Here is a 21,581-nt window from a genome sequence, read left to right as displayed (position 1 = left end):
GGCCGGGTTGAGAGCATGACACCCATGCTCGAAGCCGCCGATGTCTCCCGCCGCACCTTCCGCCGCCCGGTGACGCCCCCGACCTGGCTGGTGGTGGCGCTGGCCTGCGCCGGGCAGTTCCTGGTCGTGCTCGACGTGTCCGTGGTCAACGTGGCCCTGCCGTCGATGCGGACGGACCTCGGGCTGAGCGCCGACGGCCTGCAGTGGGTGGTGAACGCCTACGCCATCGCCTTCGCCGGCTTCATGCTGCTCGGCGGCCGGGCCGGCGACCTCTACGGCCGCAAGCGGATGTTCCTCGTCGGGCTCGGCCTGTTCACCCTCGCTTCGCTGGGCGGCGGACTCGCCGAGGACGGCTGGCAGTTGCTGCTGGCGCGGGCCGTGCAGGGGCTGGGCGCGGCCGTGCTCGCCCCCTCGACGCTGACCCTGCTGACGGCCGCCGTCCCCGAAGGGGCCGCCCGTGCCCGCGCGATAGCGACCTGGACCGCGGTCGGCGCCGGCGGCGGGGCGGCGGGCGGACTGGTCGGCGGGGTGCTGGTGGACGCGCTCTCCTGGCGGTGGGTGCTGCTGATCAACGTGCCGGTGGGCGCCGTGGTGCTCGCCGGCTCCGCGCTGTGGCTGGCCGAGAGCCGCGCCGGGGACCGGCGGCGCCTCGACCTGCCGGGCGCCCTGCTGGTGACGGCGGGACTCGCGATCCTCGCCTACGGCATCGTGCAGACCGAGGCGCGGGGCTGGACGGCCGCGGCCACGCTGCTGCCGCTGTCGGCCGGACTGGCCCTCATCGGCTGCTTCCTGCTGGTCGAGGCCCGCACCGCGGCGCCGCTGATGCCGCTCGGACTGCTCAGGCTGCGCTCGGTGGCCTCGGCGAACGCGGCCATGTTCGTCTCCGGCTCCGCCATGTTCTGCATGTGGTACTTCATGACGCTGTACGCGCAGAACGTGCTCGGCTACTCGCCGCTGGAGGCCGGCCTCGCCCTGGTGCCCAGCTCGCTGTCGGTGGTCGTCGGCTCCAAGGTGGCCCCCCGCCTGATGCGCTCGGCCGGGGCCCGCACGGTGGCGACCCTGGGCACCCTGGTCGCCGCGGCGGGCTTCGCCTGGCAGTCGACGATGACCGCGCACGGGGCGTACGTCACCGGAATCATGATTCCCGGCATGCTGATGATGCTGGGCGCGGGCCTGGCCGGGACCCCGCTGGCCGCGCTGGCCACCTCGGGCGCGGCCCCGGGCGAGGCCGGACTGGTGTCGGGCCTGATCAACACCTCCCGCACCATGGGCGGTTCGCTGGGCCTCGCCGTGATGTCGACCGTCGCGGCGGCCGGCACCGGCAGCGGACACGGGCCCGGTGCCCTGACCGACGGCTACGCGCTCGCCTTCCGCACCAGCGCGGCCCTGCTGCTGGGCGGGGCGCTGCTCATGCTGGTGTGGCTGCCGCGGAGGACTTCGGCGCGTTCCGCGGGATGAGGCAACGGTCCGGGCGGTCCGTGGACTCCTCCTGATGTCTAGGAGGTGCCCATGGGGGATCGTAAGTCGGCTCGGGACGCGGAGTTCCAGAGCTTCATGACCGGCCGCTGGCCGCGGCTGATGCGTACGGCGTTCCTGCTCACGGGGGAGCGGCACGCCGCCGAGGACCTGGTCCAGTCGACGCTCGAACGGGTCTACGTGGCCTGGCGCCGGGTCGGCTCGGCGGACGATCCGGAGGCCTACGTACGCCGCGTGATGATCAACGCGCACGCGCGCAGGCACAGAAGGCGGCTCAAGGAGTTCCTGGCCCCGAAGGACGACTCGGGTCTGGTGCGTGAAGTGGCCGACACCGGCGACCGGATGGCGCAGGCCGACGACCGGGACGCGCTGCTGGAGGCGCTCGCCCGACTCCCCGCGCGGCAGCGGGAAGCGGTGGTCCTGCGCTACTGGGAGGACCTGACGGAGACCCAGACGGCCGAGGCGATGGGCTGCTCGGTCGGCACGGTGAAGAGCAACGCGGCCAAGGGCATCGCGAAACTGCGCGCCCTGCCGGGACTGGCCGAGACGGTGACGCACGGAGGGCGGAAGTGATGGGCGCGGACCGGGAGAACCACGAGATGACACCGTCGGACATCGCCCTCCTGCTCGCGGACGCCGCGGACCGGGTCGAGATCGGCACGGCTCCGGTGCAGGCGGTGCTGCGCGGCGGCCGGCGGCGCAGGGCCAGGCGCTGGGCGGTGACGGCGGCCACGGCGCTGGTGCTGGCCGGGTCCACGGGCACCCTGGCCGTGACCGGGCTGCCGGGCGGTGGCCGTGCCGACCGGGGGACGGACGTGGCGAAGCCGCCCGCCTCGGCCGCGGCGCGGCACGTGTACGACCCGCAGGGGACCGAGATCGCGCGGGGCACCTACCGGGGCAAGCGGTGGACCGCCTTCGTCGACGTGTGGGGAGCGCCGCGCGACGAGCGCGAGGCGGACCGCCAGTTCGACGCCATGGCCGAGCGTGGCATCGAGCCGGCCGAGGCCCGCAGGCCCGCCGACCTGATCGGCAAGACCTCGTACTTCGCGATGCGCGGCTGGGGCGACACGGACCGTCCGCAGCAGGTGATGTTCAACTCGGTCGAGAAGTTCGAGCGGTTCAGGGGCACGGACCTGGAGGCCGGCGCGACCCGGCTGGGCACCGGAGGCGAGAGCTCCGGCCGCCTGGTGATCGGCATGGTCGCGAAGACCGCACGGCAGGTCACCTGCCACTGGAAGGACGGCACGACGGCCGTGGCCGAGCCGGCCGAGGGCTTCTCCGCCCACGACACGGGCTCGGCGATCCGCACGGTGGCCGGCTTCCGGGGGGCGAACTGGTTCACCTGCGTCGCCCCGGAGGGGACGTCCTACGCGTCGGCGGAGGTGACGAAGTAGCGGACGCGCCGGGAGGTCACAGCCATCCCTGCTGCCTGGCCTCCCGGACCGCCTCCGCCCGGTTGCGGGTGCCCGTCTTGCCGATGGCGGAGGACAGGTAGTTGCGGACCGTCGACTCGGACAGGTGGAGCCGGCCGGCGACGTCCGCGACCGTCGCCCCGTCCGCCGACGCCTGCAGCACCTCGCGTTCCCGGGCCGTCAGCGGGTTCGGCCCGGCGCCGAGCGCGGCGGCGGCCAGCGCCGGGTCGACCACGGTCTCCCCGGTGAGCACGCGCCGGACGGCCTGGGCGAGTTCCTCCACCGGCCCGTCCTTGACCAGGAATCCGGCCGCCCCGGCCTCCATGGCCCGGCGCAGATAGCCGGGCCGGCCGAAGGTGGTCAGGATCAGCACCCGGCAGTCCGGCGCCTGCTCGCGCAGCTCCGCCGCCGCGTCCAGGCCGCTGATGCCCGGCAGTTCGATGTCCAGCAGAGCCACGTCCGGCCGGTGCAGCAGCGCCGCCGCCACGATCGCGTCGCCGGACGACACCTGGGCGACCACCTCGATGTCGTCCTCCATACCGAGCAGCAGCGCGAGGGCACCGCGCATCATGCCCTGGTCCTCGGCGAGCAGGACTCGGATGTTCTTCACGACCCCAGCGTAGCCGCGGAAGTGAATCCAGGACCCGTCACCGCTTCGGTCCGCGGGGTTGACGATTCCCGGTGACGCGCAAACAATCACCTCTGCATTTCCGGTATTTGTTCGGTATTTCGGCGCGGAAAAGGTTCGGTATTTCGATCGAACGACGTTCGGTATACCGACCGGGTCCGCGCCGACCCCCACGAGAGACCGAAGAGGTGCACGTGTTCCCCATTCTCCCGCGCTCCGTCCCACGGCGGATCGAGAGCGCCGCCCTGTCCGTGCTCGCGGTGTTCGCGGTGTGCGCGTCGGTCGCCGCGCTCGTCCTCGGCACCGGCGCCCCGCGGGCCGCCGCCGCGAGCTCACGGCCCTGCGACGTCTACGCGGCCGCCGGCACGCCGTGCGTGGCCGCGCACAGCCTCGTCCGCGCCCTGTACTCCTCCTACGGCGGCTCGCTCTACCAGGTGAAGCGGGCCTCCGACGGCGCGAGCGCGAACATCGGCGTGCTGACCACCGGCGGCTACGCGAACGCGGCCGCCCAGGATTCCTTCTGCGCCGGTACGACCTGCATCATCACCGAGATCTACGACCAGTCGGCCCGCCACAACCACCTCACCGTGGAGGGTGCGGGCGGAGCCGGCGGGGCCGACGTCGGGGCGCCCGCCGACGCCCTGCCGGTGACCGTCGGCGGGCACCAGGTCTACGGTCTGGAGATCTCCGCAGGCATGGGCTACCGGGACAACTCCACCTCCGGCGTGGCCGTGAACGGGCAGGCCGAGGGGATGTACATGGTCACCTCCGGCACCCACGTCAACGGTGCCTGCTGCTTCGACTACGGCAACGCCGAGACGAACAACAAGGACACCGGGAACGGGCACATGGACGCCATCAACTTCGGCACCGAGTGCTGGTTCGCGCCCTGCTACGGGCAGGGGCCCTGGGTCCAGGCCGACCTGGAGAACGGCCTGTTCCAGTCCGACGCCGGGTACAGCAGGAACACCTCGAACACCGGCACCGGACCGATGCCCTTCGTGACCGCCCTGCTGAAGAACAACGGGCAGAACCATTTCGCGCTGAAATACGGCAACGCGCAATCCGGCGGACTGACGACCACCTATTCCGGCGGTGAGCCGACCGCCGGCGGCTACTCGCCCATGCACCAGGAGGGCGCGATCGTCCTCGGTACCGGAGGCGACAACAGCAACGGCTCCATCGGCTCCTTCTTCGAGGGCGTGATGACCTCCGGGATACCGACGGACGCGGCCGACGACGCCGTCCAGGCCGACATCGTCTCCGCCGGGTACGGCGGCCCGACCGGCAGCACCGGCACCCTCAGCCCCGGATCGGAGATCTCGCTGCGCGCGACCACCCCCTGCTGCACCACCGACTACCTGCGCCACCAGGCCGACGCCGGTGTCATCTCCCCGGTGATGTCCGGGAGTTCCGCGCTCGACCGGAACGACGCGACCTGGATCGTGCGCCGGGGGCTCGCCGACGCCTCCTGCGTCTCCTTCGAGTCGCGGAACTACCCCGGTGACTTCCTGCGCCATTACAACTACCGGATCCACCGGCAGCCCATGAACGGCACGAGCCAGTTCCGCGCCGACGCCACCTTCTGCCCGGTCGCCGGCAAGAGCGGCACCGGCACCTCGTTCGTGTCGTACAACTACCCGGCCCGCTACCTGCGCCACTACGACCTGGGCGTCTACGCGGCGAGCGACGGGGGTGCCAACGCCTTCGACAGCGCCGCCTCATGGAGCGACGACGTGAGCTGGGTGGTCAGCCCGCCCTGGGCGCCGTAACCGCGGCAGCCGCCCCCACGGCCGCGAGCGCCGCCGGCTCCACCGGGAGTTCGGCGGTGACCGTGAAGCCGCCGCGCGGCGACGGGCCGGCCCGCAGCGAGCCGCCCGCCGCCGCCAGGCGCTCGGTCAGACCCGTCAGACCGGTACCGCCGATGCCTCCGGCGGGGCACGCGGCGGCCCGGCCGGCGGCGGCACCGGTGCCGTCGTCCGTGACGGTGAGCCGGGCCCGCTCGGCCGTGCTCTCCACGGTGATCTCGCAGCGGCCGGCGGCGCTGTGCCGGACGACGTTGGTGACCGCCTCCCGCACCACCCAGCTCAGCAGCGCCTCGGTCTGCGGCTCCAGCGGCGCCCCGGACTGGCGCACCACCGGCCGGATGCTCGCCGCGGACAGCGCCGAGCGGGCCCGGGTCAGCTCGGTGGCCAGACTCCCCTCGCGGTAGCCGGTCACCGCCTCGCGGATCTCGGTGAGCGCCTGCCGGCCCACCGACTCGATGTCACCGATCTGCGCGAGGGCCCTGTCCATGTCCCGCGGGGCCAGCCGCCGGGCCGCCTCCGACTTCACCACGATCACCGACAGGGTGTGCCCGAGCAGGTCGTGCAGATCGCGGGAGAAGCGCAGCCGCTCCTTCTCCACCGCCCGCCGGGCCAGCTCCTCGCGGGCGCTCCGCAGCTCCCGCACGGCCTCGGAGAGCCCGAGGATCGCCGCGGTCACCATGCTCGACAGGAAGGTCGCGTACCCGATGTTCGTCGCGTCCCCCCAGCCGTCCCGGACGGCGGAGACACCGGCCGCGTACAGCGCGAGCAGCAGCCCCGTGCGGCCCAGCCACGGGCCCCGCAGGGCGGCGCCGGCCGCCAGGCCCAGCAGCGGGAAGAACATCAGCCAGTTGCCGCCGTACCCGAGTGCGAGACCCGTGGTGAGCAGGCCCATCAGCCCCAGCGCCACCCGTGTGGACACCGCCTGGCGCTTGTCCCGGTGGAAGGAGCGGAAGGTGACGTAGATGTACAGCGAGTTGAAGACGAGCAGGCCGAGGCCGCCGATCCAGGGGTTGGCGGTGCGGCCCTGCAGCAGGTTGGAGAAGGACCCCATGCCCATCAGCAGCCAGGGCAGCAGGGCGAAGCCGGTGGGCGGCGGCCCTGGGTGGTCGACGTCGGGGACCCGGCCCGTTTTCCGGGCGGTCCGCTGCGCCGTCCTGAAGCGCTCGTGGTCCGCCTTCCACTGCGCCCGCGCCGCCTGCCAGGCCGTCACCTGGCACTTCACTCCGAGCCACCACGTCATGTCCCTGTTCCCCCGATCAGTTGGTCAGCATGATGATCGCACCGGGAGCGGGTCCGCGCCCGGTGCTGTGCCCTGCCTACGACGGTAGGAACCCGGGCCGCCTCCGGGAAGGCGCGGATGTACGGACCTGGGCGGTACAAATGTCACAACCGTCGATCTGACACAGTGTCAGGAGGCTTCACAAGTACCGGGCGCTCGGCTATACAGAGGGCGCCGGACTGGAACGCGTTCTAGATCCGCCCGTGGACGACCTCGGTGCGGCCGACGGTGCGGACGTCCGCACCGAGGTCTTGAGACCCGTCAGGAGCCCCATGCCCATCGACGCCGTCAAGGCCCTCGCCGCCGGACCCCGGACCGACGGGATCAGCTGGACCACGAAGGACGTCCAGCTCTACCACCTCGGCATCGGCGCCGGCGCCGACCCGGACCGCGACAGCCCCGCCACCGACCCCGACGAGCTGCGCTACCTGCTGGAGTCCCGGCTGCACGTCCTGCCGAGCTTCGCCACCGTCGCCGGAGCCGGTGCGCCGGGCGTCATCGGCGGACTGTCCATGCCCGGCGTGGAGGTCGAGCTGGCCAAGGTCCTGCACGGCGGGCAGACACTGGAGATCCACCGCCCCGTCCCGGCCCAGGGCACGGCCACCGCCACCCACCGGCTCGCCGCCGTGTACGACAAGGGCACGGCCGCCATCCTGGTCCTGCGCACCGAGGTCGCCGACACCGACGGCCCGTTGTGGACCAACGACTCGCAGATCTTCGTCCGCGGCGAGGGCGGCTGGGGCGGCGACCGCGGCCCCGCCAACCGCCTCGACCCGCCCGCCGGCGCACCCGACAGGACCGTCGAACGCCCGGTCCGCGCCGACCAGGCGCTGCTCTACCGCCTGTCCGGCGACTGGAACCCGCTGCACGCCGACCCCGAGTTCGCGAAGCGCGCCGGGTTCGACCGGCCCATCCTGCACGGCCTGTGCACGTACGGCATCACCCTCAAGGCCGTCGTCGACACGCTGCTCGGCGGCGACGTGACCCGGGTCCGCGGCTACACGACCCGCTTCGCCGGCGTGATGTACCCGGGCGAGACCCTGCGCATCCGCATGTGGCGGCAGGAGGGGAGCGTGCGGGTGGCTGTGAGCGCCGTGGAGCGGGACGACGCGCCCGTCCTCGCCGACACCATCGTCCGCCACTCCTGACACCGCCCGCCTCCGAGGGGAGCCGCACCATGCGCGCAGCCGTACTGCACGAGATCGGCCAGGACAAGCTGGAGGTGTTCGACGACGTCGAGGCGGTCGGATCCGGCCCCGGCAGGGTCCGGGTCCGGGTGCGGGCCACCGGGCTGTGCCACTCGGACCTGTCCGCGATGAGCGGGGTGCTGCCGCAGCCGGCCCCGTTCGTGCCCGGCCACGAGGGCGCCGGCGAGATCATCGAGGTCGGCGAGAACGTCAGCCACCTGAAGCCCGGAGACCGGGTCGTCCTGTGCTGGCTGCCCGCCTGCGGGGGCTGCCCGGCCTGCCGGCGCGGCCAGACCGAACTGTGCCTGGCCGGCTTCATGAACGCGGGCACCCCCAACTTCAGGCGCCCCGGCGGCGACGTCTTCGGCTTCGCCGGCACCGGCACCTTCGCCGAGGAGGTCGTCGTCGACGCCGGCTGCGCGGTGCCGATCCCCGACGACGTGCCCTTCGACATCGCCGCGCTGATCGGCTGCGGGGTCACCACCGGACTCGGCGCCGCCCTCAACACCGCCGACGTGCAGGCCGGTTCGTCGGTCGCCGTCATCGGCTGCGGAGGCGTCGGCATCTCCGCGGTGCAGGGCGCGCGGCTCAAGGGCGCCGCCGAGATCGTCGCCGTCGACCCGGTCGCCTCCCGGCGCGAGGCCGCCCTGCGGTTCGGCGCGACCAGGGCCGTCTCCCCGGACGAACTGCCCGGTGCCCGGCAGGAGGTCACCGCCGGCGAGGGCTTCGACTACGTCTTCGAGGTCGTGGGCAGGTCCGCCACCGCCCGCACCGCCTACGAGAACACCCGGCGCGGCGGCACCCTGGTCGTCGTCGGCGCGGGCGCCATGGACGACTTCCTGCAGCTCAACATGTTCGAGCTGTTCTTCGACGAGAAGCGGATCCTGCCGTCCCTGTACGGCGGCGGGGACGTGCTGCGCTCCTACGAGCGGGCCATCGCCCTGTGGCGGGCCGGCCGCATCGACCTGGCCGGCCTGATCACCCATCGGGTGCCGCTGGCGGAGATCAACGAGGCACTGGACCAGATGCGCTCGGGAACGGCCCTGCGCACCTGCATCGAGATCTGAGGCCGGCCATGTCACTGCCACTGGACGGACGGTCCGCCGTGGTCACCGGGGCCGGGCGCGGGCTCGGCCGGGCCGAGGCCCTGGAACTCGCCCGGCTCGGCGCGGCCGTCGTCGTCAACGACTACGGGCAGCCCGGCCGCGACGGCTCCGGTGAGGCCTCCGCCGCACCCGCCGAGCGGACCGCGGCCGAGATACGCGAGGCGGGCGGCCGGGCGGTCGCGCACACCGGCGACGTCTCCGACTTCGGGCAGGCGCGCGAACTCGTCGGCCGGGCGCTCGCCGAGTTCGGCGGCCTGGACATCCTGGTCAACAACGCGGGCATCCTGCGCGACCGCATGGTCTTCTCCATGACCGAGGACGAGTGGGACTCGGTGATCCGGGTCCACCTCAAGGGCCACTTCAACACCACCCACTTCGCCGCCGCGCACTGGCGGGAGCGGTCCAAGGCGGCCGGGGGCCCGGTGTACGGGCGGATCGTGAACACCTCCTCGGAGGCGTTCCTGGCCGGCTCCGCCGGACAGCCCAACTACGCGGCGGCCAAGGGCGGGATCGTCGGCCTCACCACCTCCACCGCGCTCGCCCTGGCCAAGTACGGCGTCACCGCCAACGCCATCTGCCCGCGCGCCCGCACCCGGATGACCGAGGACGTCTTCGCCGGCCTGCGGCCGCCCGACGAGGGCCTCGACCCGCTCGCCCCCGAGCACGTCGCCCCGCTCGTCGGCTACCTGGCCTCACCCGCCGCCGCCCGGGTCAACGGCCAGCTGCTCGTCGTCCACGGCGGCATGGTCGCCGTCGTGGAACGCCCGCGCGTACGGGCGCAGTTCGACAGCAAGCAGGAGACGTTCACGTACGACGAGCTGGACGCGCTGCTCACCCCGCACTACGCGGACCGGCCGCCGGGGGAGACCTTCGCCGCGGCGGAGGTGCTGGGCCTCGGCCGCCGCTGAACGCGAGGGCGGGACGAAAAGGGAGAGGGGCTCCCCGTCGGCGACGGGGAGCCCCTCTCGTTCTCGCTGTTCCGTGTTCCGTCAGGCGGCCGCCTCGGCGGTCTCCTGGACCGGCTTGCGGTGCCGGCCGTGCGGAGCCGTCTCACTGTCCTGAGCCGCGTTCGGGCCCCGGTGCCGGCCGTGCCCGGCGTCCTGAGAGTCGGCAGACAGCTTTTGCGTCGTGCTGGTGTCGCTCATCGGAAGTATTCACCCCGTCAACATGATCTTTCGTACAGCCGGGCGAGTGTAACCGGCCCACCACGGGCCGACTCCAGGCGCACACGCCAACCGGCACTACTTCGTTACAAGACGTCCCAGGGGGGCCTGTTGCAAGGGCACGGGACGGGCCACCGCCGGTTCCTCGGGCTCCGGTTCGGCCGTCCGCCGGAACACCGCGGGCGTCCCCGCGACCATGCCGTCCCGCACCGGCCCGTCCGGGGCGGTGTCCCCCGGCGCCGCGTCCGCGCGCTCCGCCCGTGGCACCACCAGCTCCGCCACGCCGCACGGGACCTCCGGCGTGGCGTACGGCAGCCGCAGCACCCCGTCCCGCGTCCACAGCCCGGCCCCGGCCAGCCACCCCTCGGGCGCGGCCAGCGGTCGCACCCGCCGCTCGGCGGGCCGCCAGCTGCCGACCCAGGTCCCGAGCGGACCGTCGACGCGCAGCGCCACCGCACAGTGCTCCGGCGTCAGCACCTGTTCCGGCTGGATGGCGAACGGCTTCACCGAGGAGTCGGCCAGCCGCAGGCACTCGGGGAAGCGCACCGGCAGCGTGCTGCCCATGACCCCCCAGCCCAATCGTTCCTGCCCCGGGGAGGGCGCGTCCGAGGAGATCAGCAGCAGTCCGCTGTCCGGGTCGGCGAGCAGCAGCCGGTCGTCACTGGCCTCCGTGATCTGCAGCAGCGGCGAGATCTCGCCGCCCCGCCCGAGGTCGACCGCCACCGTCTTGGTGCGCCCGCCGAGCTCCCGGTCCAGCGCCAGCAGCCGCCCGGCGCGGTCCAGCCAGACCCCGCCGGAACAGCGCCCCGGGACCTCGGCCAGCCGCTCGGGCCCGAAGGCCCCGCCCGCCACCAGCCACACCATCGTCGAACGCGGGCCGACGGCGAGCGCGTACGCCAGGGCGCCGCCCGGGGCCGGCGGCAGCAGGGTGAGCCGGGTGCCGGGCTCGGGGCACTCCACCGCGCCCAGCGGCAGCTCGCCGGTGCCCGGGCCGGTCGGGTACAGCAGCGAGAAGGTGTGCCGCCGCTCCACCGGACGGTGGATCAGCACCCGCCCGTCCGCCATCGGCTGCACCTGGGTGCCGGGCTCCTCCGGCTGGTTGCCGGGCAGCGCCACCGCGTAGGGCTCGGGGCCGTCCAGGGTCCAGCGCTCCGGGAACCAGCAGTCGCCGTCCAGCGCGAGACGGGCGGCGTACGCGCCGTCCGCCGTGATGGCGCACCCCGTCCCCGGCGCACCGCCTTCCTCGCCGGTGGAGGGGGGTTCGATCGCACAGGCCGTCATCGTTCGGTCACCTCCGGCGACGAAGCTAGTTTTCGTGCGCGCGGACGGGGGAGCGGCCGACCCCGGCTTCACACATACGGGTGGCGCAGAAGCGATTCTGCTGAGGGAACCGGGGCGTCTGTGCTGACCGGATCCGAACGAGGCCGATGCGGTACATCCGGGCAGAACGGCCAGGTAGCCTTTTCCCCGTGCCCCGTCTGTCTGAAGTCATCGCCGCGCTGGAGACCCTGTGGCCCGCCGAGCGGGCCGAGTCCTGGGACGCGGTCGGCACGGTCGTGGGCGACCCCGACCAGGAGGTCACCCGGGTCCTGTTCGCCGTCGATCCCGTCCAGGAGATCGTCGACGAGGCGGTGAAGCTCGGCGCCGACCTGCTGGTCACCCACCACCCGCTCTACCTGCGCGGGACGACCACGGTCGCGGCGACGCACTTCAAGGGCCGGGTCGTGCACACCCTGATCAAGAACGACATCGCGCTGCACGTCGCCCACACCAACGCCGACACCGCCGACCCCGGCGTCTCGGACGCCCTCGCCGGCGCGCTCGGCCTGCGGGTCGTGGCGCCGCTCGTGCCGGACCCGACCGACCCGGCGGGCTGCCGGGGACTCGGCCGGGTCTGCGAACTCGACCACCCGGTCACCGTGCGGGAGCTGGCCGCCCGCGCCGCCGAGCGGCTGCCCGCCACCGCACAGGGCATCCGGGTGGCCGGCGACCCCGAGGCCGTCGTCCGCACGGTCGCCGTCAGCGGCGGCTCCGGCGACAGCCTCTTCGACCAGGTCCGCGCGGCCGGCGTCGACGCCTTCCTCACCGCCGACCTGCGCCACCACCCGGCGAGCGAGGCCGTCGCCCACAGTCCCCTCGCGCTGCTCGACGCGGCGCACTGGGCCACCGAGTGGCCCTGGTGCGAGCTGGCCGCAGCCCAGCTCGACGAGATCTCCGACCGCCACGGCTGGGACCTCAGGGTCCATGTCTCCAAGACGGTCACCGACCCCTGGACCGCCCACGCGGCGTCCACCGCCACCACGAACTAACGGGAGCCCCCAACTGAACGCCGCGTCCGCCGACCAGATCCGACTCCTCGACGTCCAGGCCCTCGACGTCCGCCTGCAGCAGCTCGCGCACCGGCGCAGGTCCCTGCCCGAGCACGCCGAGATCGACTCGCTGAACAAGGACCTCACCCAGCTGCGCGACCTGCTGGTGGCCGCGCAGACCGAGGAGAGCGACACCGCCCGCGAGCAGACCAAGGCCGAGCAGGACGTGGACCAGGTGCGCCAGCGTGCCGCCCGCGACCAGCAGCGCCTGGACTCCGGCGCCGTCACCTCGCCCAAGGACCTGTCCAACCTGCAGCACGAGATCGCCTCCCTCGCCAAGCGGCAGGGCGACCTGGAGGACGTCGTCCTCGAGGTCATGGAGCGCCGCGAGGCCGCGCAGGAGCGGGTCGCGGAGCTGACCGAGCGGGTCGGCTCCGTCCAGTCCAGGATCGACGACGCGACCGGCCGCCGGGGCGCCGCGTTCGGCGAGATCGACGGCGAGGTCGCCTCGGTGACCAAGGAGCGCGAGGTCATCGCCGCCTCCGTGCCCGCCGACCTGCTCAAGCTGTACGACAAGCTGCGCGAGCAGCAGGGTGGCATCGGCGCGGCGAAGCTGTACGCCCGCACCTGCCAGGGCTGCCGCCAGGAGCTGGCGATCACCGAGCTGAACGAGGTCCGCTCGGCGGCCCCGGACACGGTGGTCCGCTGCGAGAACTGCCGCCGCATCCTGGTGCGCACGGCCGAGTCGGGGCTGTAGGGAGCCGGCGCGGTGCGGGAGTTCATCGTCGAGGCCGACGGCGGGTCGCGGGGCAACCCAGGGCCCGCGGGCTACGGCGCGCTGGTGGCCGACGCGGCGACGGGGGAGACGCTGGCGGAGGCGGCCGAGTACATCGGCGTCGCCACCAACAACGTGGCCGAGTACCGGGGGCTGCTGGCCGGACTGCGCGCCGCGCACGCGCTCGACCCCGGCGCGCGGGTCCACGTCCGCATGGACTCCAAGCTGGTCGTCGAGCAGATGTCGGGCCGCTGGAAGATCAAGCACCCCGACATGAAGCCGCTGGCGGCCGAGGCCCGTGGCGTCTTCGCGCCCGGCCAGGTCACCTACGAGTGGATCCCGCGCGAACGCAACAAGCACGCCGACCGGCTGGCCAACGAGGCGATGGACGCGGGTGCCAAGGGCGGCCAGTGGTCCCCGTCGGCCTCCCGCGCCGCCCTGGACACCCCACCGGAGCCGGCCGGCCCACCCGGAGACGCGACGGCGGGCGCGGCCCGTGCCCGGGCGGCGCTGGCGAAGTCCCGGCCTACGGAGTCGCCGGCGGCGGGCGCGGGCGGGGGTGCCGGGGCGGACTCGGTGGTCGCCGCCGCTGAGGCGCGCGCCGAAGCCGGGGGCGATGCGGTGCGTCCGACCGCCCCGGGCAGCGAGGCACGCTCGGCAGACGCGAGCGGCGAAGAGCGCACCGCGGCCGCGGGCGGCGAGTCGCGCTCCGCGGTCACGGGCGGCGAGGCGCTGTCGGTAGCAGCGCCCAGCGGGGGACGCCCCGCAACCGTGCGCAGCGCGGAGCATCCCGCGGTCACGGGCCGCGCGGCAGGCGCCGCAGGGCGCGGTGAAGGACGCGCCGCCCCCGGCGAGCGGAAGCAGCCCTCCACCCCCGGCTGGAGTGCCGCTCCCGACATGGGTGCCCCCGCCACCTTCGTGCTGTTGCGGCACGGGGAGACGCCGCTGACCCCGCAGAAGCGGTTCTCCGGCAGTGGCGGTACCGACCCCTCCCTCTCGGACGCCGGGCGGGAGCAGGCCCGGCGGGTCGCCGAGGCGCTCGCCCGGCGCGGGACCGTCCAGGCGATCGTCGCCTCCCCGCTCGCCCGGACCCGGGAGACCGCGGGCATCGTCGCCGCCCGCCTCGGCCTCGACGTGGCGGTCGACGACGGGCTGCGGGAGACGGACTTCGGCGCCTGGGAGGGCCTGACCTTCGGCGAGGTCCGCGACCGGCACCCGGACGACCTGAACGCCTGGCTCGCCGACCCGGCGGCCCGCCCCACCGGCGGCGGCGAGAGCTTCACCGAGACCGCCGTCCGGATCGAGGCCACCCGGGAGAAGCTGGTCGCGGCCTACGCGGGCCGCACGGTCCTGCTGGTCACCCACGTCACCCCGATCAAGACCTTCGTGCGGCTCGCCCTCGGCGCCCCGGACCAGGCGCTGTTCCGCATGGAGCTGTCGGCCGCCTCGCTGTCGGCGGTGGCGTACTACGCGGACGGCAACGCGAGCGTCCGGCTGTTCAACGACACGTCCCACCTGCGTCCCTGAGCCCGGCGGCGGCCCGCGCCAGCCGCTCGATCCGGTCCCAGTCCCCGGCGGCCACCGCGTCCGCCGGGACCATCCAGCTCCCGCCCACGCAGCCGACGTTGGGCAGCGAGAGGTACTCCGGGGCGATCTCCGGACCGATCCCGCCCGTCGGGCAGAAACGGGCCTGCGGCAACGGCCCGGCCAGCGACCTCAGATACGCCGTGCCGCCCGCCGCCTGCGCCGGGAAGAACTTCATCTCGCGCACCCCGCGCTCCAGCAGCGCCACCACCTCCGAGGTGGTCGACACCCCCGGCAGGAACGGCAGCCCGGACGCCCGCATCGCGGCGAGCAGCGCGTCCGTCCAGCCGGGGCTGACCAGGAACCGCGCCCCGGCCGCCACGCACGCGCTCACCTGCTCCGGGGTGATGACGGTGCCCGCGCCGACCACCGCGTCCGGCACCTCCCCGGCGATCGCCCGGATCGCGTCGGGCGCGCCGGGCGTCCGCAGCGTCACCTCGACGGCGGGCAGCCCGCCGGCCACCAGCGCGCGCGCCAGCGGTACGGCGTCGGCGGCGTCGGAGAGCGCCACGACGGGCACGACGGGCGCCAGATCCAGCACGGAGGCAGCCGAGGACGAGGGCAGCGGTGAGGTCATGCCCCACATCGTGCCCACGAGCGGCAACATGCGCAAAGGGCGTTGCGTATGTTGCAACGTGAGACCTCCCGGTCAGCGCCGGCTCAGTGGATCTCCTCCACCAGCACGTCCAGCGCCCACGGCCGCCCCGCCCTGCCCGGCGCCTGCGCCTCCACCTCGTACCCGAGCTCCCGCAGCGCCTCCACCAGCGCGGCCGGGTCCTTCGGCGCGATCCCGGCGGACAGCAGACCGCGCACGATCCGGCCCTTCGTGGCCTTGTTGAAGTGGCTGACGACCTTGCGCGTCGGCGCGTGCAGCACCCGCACCGTCGCGGTGCGCCCGGCCACCTCGCCCTTCGGCTTCCACGCGGCCGCGTAGGCGGCCGAGCGCAGGTCGAGCACCAGGCCGTCACCGGCCGCCTCGGGCAGCACCTCGTCCATCGGTGCCCGCCAGTGCCCGGCCAGCGCGCCGAGGCCCGGCAGCCGTACGCCCATCGAGCAGCGGTAGGAGGGGATCCTGTCGGTCACCCGCACCGCGCCCCACAGCCCGGAGAAGACCAGCAGCGAGCGCGCCGCGCGCCGCTTCGCCGCCGCGTCCAGCGAGGCCAGGCTCAGGGCGTCGTACAGCACACCGGTGTAGATCTCGCCGGCGGGACGGGCCCCGGCGGTGCGCAGCCCCGCGTTCTTCGCGACCTCGCCGCGCAGCCCCTCGCTCAGCCCGAGCACCTCGCGCGCCTTCTCCTCGTCGGCGGCGCACAGCTCCACCAGCTCCCCGAGGACGGCCTCCCGCGCGCCGGTCAGCCCCGGCAGGGACAGCGAGTCCAGCTTCAGCGGGGCGCCGCGGCCCGAGTTCGCCTTGCCTTCCGACGGCGGCAGCAGGACCAGCACCACGTACTCCTTCTCATCGGCTCTGCGCCAGGGTACGGGGTGCTGCCGGGGCGCCCGCGCCCTACGCTCGACACATGCCCCGCCGCAAGCTCCGTGTGACCGGCGCCCCCGAGGCCCCTCTCCGGGCGGCCCTCGCCGCACTGCGCACCGGCCTCGGCCTGTCGCGGGACTTCCCGCCGGAGGTCCTTCAGGAGGCCGAGCACGCGGCGAAGGCCGCACTCCCGCCGTCGTACGCCGACGCCACGGACATCCCGTTCTTCACGGTGGACCCGCCCGGCGCCGCGGACCTCGACCAGGCGGCCCACCTGTCCCGCCGGGGCACCGGCTACCGGGTCCGATACGCCATCGCCGACGTGGCCGCCTTCGTCACCCCCGGCGGCGCGCTGGACGCGGAGACGCACCGGCGGGTGAACACCCTCTACTTCCCCGACGGGAAGGTCCCGCTGCACCCCGCCGTGCTCGGCGAGGACGCCGCGAGCCTGCTGCCGGACCGGACCCGGCCGGCCGTGCTGTGGACGGCCGACCTCGACGCCGACGGCCGTACCGTCGCCGTCGACGTGCGCCGCGCCCTGGTCCGCAGCCGGGCCGGGCTCGACTACGCGGGCGTGCAGCGGCTCATCGACGGGGGGACCGCCGAGGAGCCGGTCGCCCTGCTCCAGGAGATCGGGCGGGCGCGGCAGCGCCTGGAGGCGGAGCGCGGCGGCATCTCGCTCGGCGTGCCCGAACAGATCGTCACCGAGCGGGACCACACCTACTCGCCCGGCTTCCGCGCCCCGCTGCCCGCCGAGGACTGGAACGCCCAGCTCTCCCTGCTCACCGGCATGGCCGCGGCCGACCTGATGCTGGCCGCGGGCACCGGCATCCTGCGCACCCTGCCCGCCGCCCCCGACGGCGCCGTGGCCCGGCTGCGGCGCACCGCGGTCGCCCTGCGCATCGACTGGCCGCACCACGTGTCGTACGCGGCGCTGATCCGCGGTCTCGACCCGCACCGGCCGGACCACGCGGCCTTCCTCCAGGAGTGCACGACCCTGCTGCGCGGCGCCGGGTACACGGTCTTCCGGGACGGCGAGCTGCCCGCGATCACCACCCACGCCGCCGTCGCCGCCCCCTACGCGCACTGCACCGCCCCGCTGCGCCGCCTCGCCGACCGCTACGCCTTGGAACTGTGCCTGGCGGCCGCCGCCGGCCGCGAGGCGCCGGCCTGGGTCCCGGCCGCGCTCGACGCGCTGCCCCGGCGGATGGCCGAGGGCTCGCGGCTCGCGGGCACGGTGGAACGGGAGAGCGTCGACATCGTCGAGGCCGCGCTGCTGAAGGACCGGGTCGGGGACGTCTTCGACGGCTGCGTGATCGAGCTCGCCGACCACCGGCCGACCGTGGGCACCGTCCAGCTCGTCACCCCGGCCGTCATCGGCCGGATCGAGGGCGACCACCTGCCGCTCGGCGAACGGCTGCGGGTCCGGCTCACCCAGGCCGACCCGGGCACCGCGAAGATCCTGTTCGCGCCCGCCTGAGCGCGCCCGCCCAGCCCGACCGAGGGCGCTCACCCCACGGACGGCTGCCCCCTCCTTGACGGCTAACGCTGTTAGCCGTACCGTCGTGGCTAACATCGTTAGCCCCTTCACGGGGACAGCACCGGACAGCACGCGCCTGGAGGCAGCCATGACCGGTCCGACCGCCGGTACGACCCCGGTCCGCACGATCCTGCGCCGCACGGCATGGTTCGCCGGCGGCCTGTTCTGGTCGGCCTTCGCCGTCCTGGAGGCCGTCAACCACGGCTGGCTCGCGGGGGCCCTCGCCCTGCTCTTCTTCGTCCTGCCGGACCTGGCCTTCCTGGTCGCCCTGGACGAAGCGCCCCACATGACGAAGGGCCGGCTCGCGCCCCGCGCGGTGCCCTACTACAACGCGGCGCACCGCGCCCTGGTCCCGCTGACGCTGATCGTGCTCTACACCGTCACCCCCATGAGCTGGGTCCCCGCGTTCGCCGCGCTGTGCGGCTGGATCGCCCACATCTCGTACGACCGCGCCTTCGGCTACGGACTGCGCACCAAGGAGGGCTTCCAGCGTGGCTGACCGCCTCACCCCGCGAGCCCGGGAGATCGCCGGGGCCGCCCGGGACATCCTGGAGGAGTCCGGGCCCGACCGGCTCACCATGCGGACCCTCGCCGACCGCCTCGGCATCAGGGCGCCGTCCCTGTACAAGCACTTCCCCGACAAGCACGCCGTCGAGGTCGAGCTGACGGCGCAGATGCTGACGGAGTCCGCCGAGGCCCTGGAAGCAGCCGAGGCCCGCACCCCGGGCTCCCTCGAAGCCCTGGCCGGGGCCTACCGCGCCTACGCCCTCGCCCACCCCCACCTGTACCGCCTCGCCACGGAACAGCCCCTCCCGCGCGCCGAACTCCCCGCGGGCCTGGAGGACCGGGCCGCGCTGCCGCTGCTGCGGGCCTGCGCCGGCGACCTGGACCAGGCCCGCGCGGTCTGGGCCTTCGCCCACGGCATGGTGATCCTGGAGATCCACGGCCGGTTCCCGGAAGACGCCGACCTGGACACGGCATGGAAAAGGGGCCTGAGAGCGTTCCACCCCGTGGGGACACCCTGACCGTATCGGCGACGGGGTCCGGGAAGGGAACGCCACGGGAGAGGGGCGCCGGATGGCGGAACAGGCCTTGTGGACGAGGGCCCGGCTCGGGCGGTGCGGCCCGCGCCTGGACCTCCTCACCGCTCGCTTCGACACCCACGTCTACGCCCCGCACGCGCACGACGAGTTCACGATCGGCGTCTGCGTCGGCGGCTCCGAGGTCATCGACTACCGCGGCGGCCACATCCGCACCGGGCCCGGCTCCATCGTCGTGCTGGCCCCCGGCGAGATGCACACCGGCGGGCCCGGCAACGCCACCGACGGCTACGCCTACCGCGCTCTGTACGCCGACCCCGCCCTCGTCGCCGACGGCACCCTCGGCGGCCTTCCGCACTTCCCCGAACCGCTGATCGACGACCCCGAGCTGGCCGCCGCCCTCCTGCGCACCCACACCGACCTGGGCGCCCGCCCCGACCCCCTGGAGGCGGAGTCCCGCATCCCCTGGCTGCTCGCGGCCCTGGCCCGGCGCCACTCCACCGCCCGCCCGGCACCCGGCAGCGTCCCCGGCGCGCACCACGTCGCCCGCGCGGTCCAGGACCGCCTCGCCGACGAGCTGCTGGAGCCGCCCTCCCTCGCCGACCTCGCGGCCGACCTCGGCCTGTCCCGCTACCAGCTACTGCGCGCCTTCCGTACGAAAGTCGGGATACCGCCGTACGCCTGGCTCGCCCAGCACCGGGTGCACCGGGCCCGGGGACTCCTGGACGCGGGGCTGCGCCCCGCCGAGGCGGCCGCGCTGGTCGGCTTCGCGGACCAGGCGCACCTGACCCGCTGGTTCCGGCGCGTGCTCGGGGTGACCCCGGCGGCGTACCGCAACAGCGTTCAAGACGGCCGGGCCTGAACCGGCCGAGACTCGCGGTATGACTGCACGCGGCTGGTTCCTGTTCTCCCTGATGGGAGTGGTCTGGGGCATCCCCTATCTGATGATCAAGGTGGCGGTGGACGACCTGTCCCCGTCCATGGTGGTGTTCACCCGCTGTGCCCTGGGCGCGGCCCTGCTGCTGCCCTTCGCGCTGCGCCAGGCCGGTCTGGTCCGGACCGTCCGGGCGCACTGGCTGCCCCTGCTGGCCTTCGCGTGCGTCGAGATCGTCGGGCCGTGGTTCACGCTGACGGACGCCGAGCGTCATCTGTCCAGCTCCACCGCGGGGCTGCTGATCGCGGGCGTCCCGATCGTCGGGGTGGCGCTGGCCCGCTTCTTCGGCCACACCGAACGGCTGGGCGTACGGCGGCTGTCCGGCCTGGTGCTGGGCCTCGCCGGCGTCGGCGTGCTGACGGTGCCGCACCTCACCGGGGGCGACGCGCGCTCGCTGGCAGAGGTGCTGCTGACGGTCGTGGGCTACGCGACGGCCCCGCTGATCGCGGCGCGCTACCTGAAGGACGTCCCCTCGCTCCACCTCACCGCCCCCTGCCTGGCCGTGGCGGCCCTCGTCTACGCCCCCGCGGCGGCGGCGACCTGGCCGGCCCGGATGCCCTCGGCGCAGGTCCTGGCCGCCCTCGCCGGCCTGGGCGTCGTCTGCACGGCGCTCGCCTTCGTGGCCTTCCTGGAGCTGATCAAGGAGGCCGGCCCGACCCGGGCCACGGTCTTCACCTACGTCAACCCGGCGGTGGCGGTCGCGGCGGGCGCCCTGTTCCTGCACGAGCCGCTGACCGCGGGGATCCTGGCGGCCTTCACGCTGATCCTGGCGGGCTCGGTGCTGGCGACGGCCGCCGCCGGTCCCCGCCGTCCCGCACGCCCGGTACCATGGTCGACACGGCAGACGAGCCGGGCGGACGGCCGCGTGAAGTCCCTCAGGGGGCTTCCCGAGGAACGTCCGGGCTCCACAGGGCAGGGTGGTGGCTAACGGCCACCCGGGGTGACCCGCGGGACAGTGCCACAGAAAGCAGACCGCCGGGGATCTCGGTCCTCGGTAAGGGTGAAACGGTGGTGTAAGAGACCACCAGTGCCCAGGGTGACCTGGGCAGCTAGGTAAACCCCACCTGGAGCAAGGTCAAAAGGGAGCACCCCGGTGCTCCTGCGCGGACGTTCGAGGGCTGCCCGCCCGAGTCCGCGGGTAGACCGCACGAGGCCGGTGGCAACACCGGCCCTAGATGGATGGCCGTCGCCGAGGGCCCCGCGAGGATCCCTCGGAACAGAACCCGGCGTACAGCCCGACTCGTCTGCCCTCCGGGCCCTGAACAGGAAGACAAGTGCGGGGCCTTGCGGCGTCCGGCCGGGAGGTCAGAGGCCGAACAGCACCCCGCGCCACGTCCACCCCGCGCCGAGGACCGCCTCCTGGAGGGGCGTCTTCAGCTCCGCGGAATCGAAGAGAAACTCCTCCGTCGTCCGGAGGCGGCCGTCGGTCCCTCGCTCGACCGTCCAGCGCCGGGAAACCGTCCGCACCTGCCCGCGGGACCGCTCCGCCGACAGCACCAGCCTGGGCCTGTCTCCGACCCAGGTGACGTCCCACGCGCGGTCGAGGGCGCGGACCTCACGACGCTCCGGGACCAGACGCATCTTGACCTGGATGGTCCGGCTCACCTGGGTCCGGGCGAAGAAGGTGTGCCAGGCCGGATCCCGGACACGCCACTCCGCGACGAGATCGGCCTTCTCAAGGGCACCGTTGCGCACCACGTAGGGCGTGTCCGGCCCGCTGACGTCGAGCAGCGCGGCCCGGACCTCCTCGACGGAGCGCGGTGCGACGCCGTCCTCCGGGCGCCTGGTGCCGGTGAACACGTCGAAAAGGCCCATCCGGCCACCCCCATGAAAGTCCGGCCACCCAACGGGGTACACGCTAGGACA

21 protein-coding genes, 1 other RNA gene and 1 pseudogene are annotated in these 21,581 nt (G+C 74.1%); 16 read left to right on the top strand and 7 right to left on the bottom strand.

Annotation, left to right across the window (positions count from 1 at the left end):
- The first annotated feature begins 24 nt into the window (after positions 1–24).
- From PV343_RS27720 to PV343_RS27710, 3 genes are read left to right on the top strand one after another with little or no spacing between them, the layout of a single operon-like run.
- Entirely contained in the window at positions 25–1,458 is a 1,434-nt protein-coding gene (locus PV343_RS27720; RefSeq protein WP_319149713.1) for an MFS transporter, read from the top strand.
- Between the two features lie 51 nt (positions 1,459–1,509).
- Positions 1,510–2,049 (top strand): SigE family RNA polymerase sigma factor, encoded by a 540-nt coding sequence (locus PV343_RS27715; RefSeq protein WP_319149712.1) that lies wholly within the window; start codon positions 1,510–1,512, stop codon positions 2,047–2,049.
- Positions 2,049–2,870 carry a hypothetical protein gene (locus PV343_RS27710; RefSeq protein WP_319149711.1) on the top strand — a complete coding sequence of 274 codons (822 nt, stop codon included), beginning with the start codon at positions 2,049–2,051 and terminating at the stop codon, positions 2,868–2,870. Before PV343_RS27715 ends, PV343_RS27710 begins: the two co-directional genes overlap by 1 nt.
- Before the next feature lie 16 nt (positions 2,871–2,886).
- Here the strand turns inward: PV343_RS27710 and PV343_RS27705 are convergent, their stop codons facing one another.
- Positions 2,887–3,498, bottom strand: coding sequence for a response regulator transcription factor (locus tag PV343_RS27705; RefSeq protein ID WP_319149710.1), 612 nt, complete (start codon positions 3,496–3,498; stop codon positions 2,887–2,889).
- Between the two features lie 221 nt (positions 3,499–3,719).
- Here PV343_RS27705 and PV343_RS27700 point away from each other — a divergent pair, with 221 nt between their 5' ends.
- On the top strand, positions 3,720–5,288 hold the full coding sequence (locus PV343_RS27700) for an alpha-L-arabinofuranosidase B (protein ID WP_415923517.1): 1,569 nt from the start codon (positions 3,720–3,722) through the stop codon (positions 5,286–5,288).
- On the opposite strand, the gene PV343_RS27695 is transcribed toward PV343_RS27700, so the two are convergent.
- Complete coding sequence (locus PV343_RS27695; protein ID WP_319149708.1) at positions 5,266–6,564, bottom strand: sensor histidine kinase; 1,299 nt, start codon at positions 6,562–6,564, stop codon at positions 5,266–5,268. The two genes, PV343_RS27700 and PV343_RS27695, sit on opposite strands and share 23 nt — an antisense overlap.
- Before the next feature lie 311 nt (positions 6,565–6,875).
- Between PV343_RS27695 and PV343_RS27690 the strand changes: the two genes are divergently transcribed.
- The 3 genes from PV343_RS27690 to PV343_RS27680 are packed head-to-tail and all read left to right on the top strand — an operon-like array spanning position 6,876 to position 9,804.
- Positions 6,876–7,751 (top strand): MaoC/PaaZ C-terminal domain-containing protein, encoded by an 876-nt coding sequence (locus PV343_RS27690; RefSeq protein ID WP_319149707.1) that lies wholly within the window; start codon positions 6,876–6,878, stop codon positions 7,749–7,751.
- 29 nt (positions 7,752–7,780) lie between these two features.
- Positions 7,781–8,857 (top strand): Zn-dependent alcohol dehydrogenase, encoded by a 1,077-nt coding sequence (locus tag PV343_RS27685; protein ID WP_319149706.1) that lies wholly within the window; start codon positions 7,781–7,783, stop codon positions 8,855–8,857.
- Between the two features lie 8 nt (positions 8,858–8,865).
- Positions 8,866–9,804: a 3-oxoacyl-ACP reductase gene (locus tag PV343_RS27680; RefSeq protein WP_319149704.1), complete on the top strand. Its 939-nt coding sequence runs from the start codon at positions 8,866–8,868 to the stop codon at positions 9,802–9,804.
- An 81-nt stretch (positions 9,805–9,885) separates the two neighbouring features.
- Here the strand turns inward: PV343_RS27680 and PV343_RS27675 are convergent, their stop codons facing one another.
- Positions 9,886–10,041 (bottom strand): hypothetical protein, encoded by a 156-nt coding sequence (locus tag PV343_RS27675; RefSeq protein ID WP_319149703.1) that lies wholly within the window; start codon positions 10,039–10,041, stop codon positions 9,886–9,888.
- Between the two features lie 96 nt (positions 10,042–10,137).
- Entirely contained in the window at positions 10,138–11,340 is a 1,203-nt protein-coding gene (locus tag PV343_RS27670; RefSeq protein ID WP_319149702.1) for a hypothetical protein, read from the bottom strand.
- 188 nt (positions 11,341–11,528) lie between these two features.
- Between PV343_RS27670 and PV343_RS27665 the strand changes: the two genes are divergently transcribed.
- The 3 genes from PV343_RS27665 to PV343_RS27655 are packed head-to-tail and all read left to right on the top strand — an operon-like array spanning position 11,529 to position 14,670.
- Positions 11,529–12,368 carry a Nif3-like dinuclear metal center hexameric protein gene (locus PV343_RS27665; protein WP_319149701.1) on the top strand — a complete coding sequence of 280 codons (840 nt, stop codon included), beginning with the start codon at positions 11,529–11,531 and terminating at the stop codon, positions 12,366–12,368.
- 13 nt (positions 12,369–12,381) lie between these two features.
- On the top strand, positions 12,382–13,125 hold the full coding sequence (locus tag PV343_RS27660; RefSeq protein WP_319149742.1) for a zinc ribbon domain-containing protein: 744 nt from the start codon (positions 12,382–12,384) through the stop codon (positions 13,123–13,125).
- A gap of 12 nt (positions 13,126–13,137) precedes the next feature.
- Entirely contained in the window at positions 13,138–14,670 is a 1,533-nt protein-coding gene (locus PV343_RS27655; protein ID WP_319149700.1) for a bifunctional RNase H/acid phosphatase, read from the top strand.
- On the opposite strand, the gene PV343_RS27650 is transcribed toward PV343_RS27655, so the two are convergent.
- Positions 14,642–15,304, bottom strand: coding sequence for a bifunctional 4-hydroxy-2-oxoglutarate aldolase/2-dehydro-3-deoxy-phosphogluconate aldolase (locus tag PV343_RS27650; protein ID WP_319149699.1), 663 nt, complete (start codon positions 15,302–15,304; stop codon positions 14,642–14,644). The two genes, PV343_RS27655 and PV343_RS27650, sit on opposite strands and share 29 nt — an antisense overlap.
- A gap of 83 nt (positions 15,305–15,387) precedes the next feature.
- The gene (gene yaaA, locus PV343_RS27645; protein WP_319149698.1) at positions 15,388–16,170 is read right to left on the bottom strand and encodes a peroxide stress protein YaaA; all 783 of its coding nucleotides are present in this window, start codon (positions 16,168–16,170) and stop codon (positions 15,388–15,390) included.
- A 74-nt stretch (positions 16,171–16,244) separates the two neighbouring features.
- On the opposite strand from yaaA, the gene PV343_RS27640 reads away from it, so the two are divergent.
- From PV343_RS27640 to rnpB, 6 genes and pseudogenes are all read left to right on the top strand, one after another.
- Positions 16,245–17,681 (top strand): RNB domain-containing ribonuclease, encoded by a 1,437-nt coding sequence (locus PV343_RS27640; protein ID WP_319149697.1) that lies wholly within the window; start codon positions 16,245–16,247, stop codon positions 17,679–17,681.
- Between the two features lie 148 nt (positions 17,682–17,829).
- Complete coding sequence (locus tag PV343_RS27635) at positions 17,830–18,240, top strand: DUF4260 family protein (protein ID WP_319149695.1); 411 nt, start codon at positions 17,830–17,832, stop codon at positions 18,238–18,240.
- Positions 18,233–18,766, top strand: a complete 534-nt coding sequence (locus tag PV343_RS27630; protein ID WP_319149694.1) for a TetR/AcrR family transcriptional regulator — start codon at positions 18,233–18,235, stop codon at positions 18,764–18,766. The genes PV343_RS27635 and PV343_RS27630 overlap by 8 nt, the downstream gene beginning before the upstream one ends.
- 52 nt (positions 18,767–18,818) lie before the next feature.
- Positions 18,819–19,643, top strand: a complete 825-nt coding sequence (locus tag PV343_RS27625; protein ID WP_319149693.1) for an AraC family transcriptional regulator — start codon at positions 18,819–18,821, stop codon at positions 19,641–19,643.
- A gap of 19 nt (positions 19,644–19,662) precedes the next feature.
- A pseudogene (locus tag PV343_RS40455) lies at positions 19,663–20,490 on the top strand (DMT family transporter); the annotation flags it as partial.
- Positions 20,491–20,560: 70 nt separating this feature from the next.
- Positions 20,561–20,962, top strand: an RNA gene (gene rnpB, locus PV343_RS27620) — RNase P RNA component class A.
- Between the two features lie 58 nt (positions 20,963–21,020).
- Here the strand turns inward: rnpB and PV343_RS27615 are convergent.
- A complete protein-coding gene (locus PV343_RS27615) occupies positions 21,021–21,530 on the bottom strand; it encodes a hypothetical protein (protein ID WP_319149692.1) in 510 nt (169 codons plus the stop codon).
- Positions 21,531–21,581 lie beyond the last annotated feature (51 nt).

The organism is Streptomyces sp. WI03-4A (genome assembly GCF_033792105.1).
Classification (GTDB): domain Bacteria; phylum Actinomycetota; class Actinomycetes; order Streptomycetales; family Streptomycetaceae; genus Streptomyces; species Streptomyces collinus_A.
This window is presented reverse-complemented; position numbering and strand designations above follow the sequence as displayed.

Bases quoted from the DNA above. Each gene is read 5' to 3' on its own strand.
- PV343_RS27720 (WP_319149713.1), top strand. From the start codon at position 25: ATGCTCGAAGCCGCCGATGTCTCCCGCCGCACCTTCCGCCGCCCGGTG.
- PV343_RS27715 (WP_319149712.1), top strand. From the start codon at position 1,510: ATGGGGGATCGTAAGTCGGCTCGGGACGCGGAGTTCCAGAGCTTCATG.
- PV343_RS27710 (WP_319149711.1), top strand. From the start codon at position 2,049: ATGGGCGCGGACCGGGAGAACCACGAGATGACACCGTCGGACATCGCC.
- PV343_RS27695 (WP_319149708.1), bottom strand. From the start codon at position 6,564: ATGACGTGGTGGCTCGGAGTGAAGTGCCAGGTGACGGCCTGGCAGGCG.
- PV343_RS27690 (WP_319149707.1), top strand. From the start codon at position 6,876: ATGCCCATCGACGCCGTCAAGGCCCTCGCCGCCGGACCCCGGACCGAC.
- PV343_RS27685 (WP_319149706.1), top strand. From the start codon at position 7,781: ATGCGCGCAGCCGTACTGCACGAGATCGGCCAGGACAAGCTGGAGGTG.
- PV343_RS27680 (WP_319149704.1), top strand. From the start codon at position 8,866: ATGTCACTGCCACTGGACGGACGGTCCGCCGTGGTCACCGGGGCCGGG.
- PV343_RS27675 (WP_319149703.1), bottom strand. From the start codon at position 10,041: ATGAGCGACACCAGCACGACGCAAAAGCTGTCTGCCGACTCTCAGGAC.
- PV343_RS27670 (WP_319149702.1), bottom strand. From the start codon at position 11,340: ATGACGGCCTGTGCGATCGAACCCCCCTCCACCGGCGAGGAAGGCGGT.
- PV343_RS27650 (WP_319149699.1), bottom strand. From the start codon at position 15,304: ATGACCTCACCGCTGCCCTCGTCCTCGGCTGCCTCCGTGCTGGATCTG.
- PV343_RS27640 (WP_319149697.1), top strand. From the start codon at position 16,245: ATGCCCCGCCGCAAGCTCCGTGTGACCGGCGCCCCCGAGGCCCCTCTC.
- PV343_RS27635 (WP_319149695.1), top strand. From the start codon at position 17,830: ATGACCGGTCCGACCGCCGGTACGACCCCGGTCCGCACGATCCTGCGC.
- PV343_RS27625 (WP_319149693.1), top strand. From the start codon at position 18,819: ATGGCGGAACAGGCCTTGTGGACGAGGGCCCGGCTCGGGCGGTGCGGC.
- PV343_RS27615 (WP_319149692.1), bottom strand. From the start codon at position 21,530: ATGGGCCTTTTCGACGTGTTCACCGGCACCAGGCGCCCGGAGGACGGC.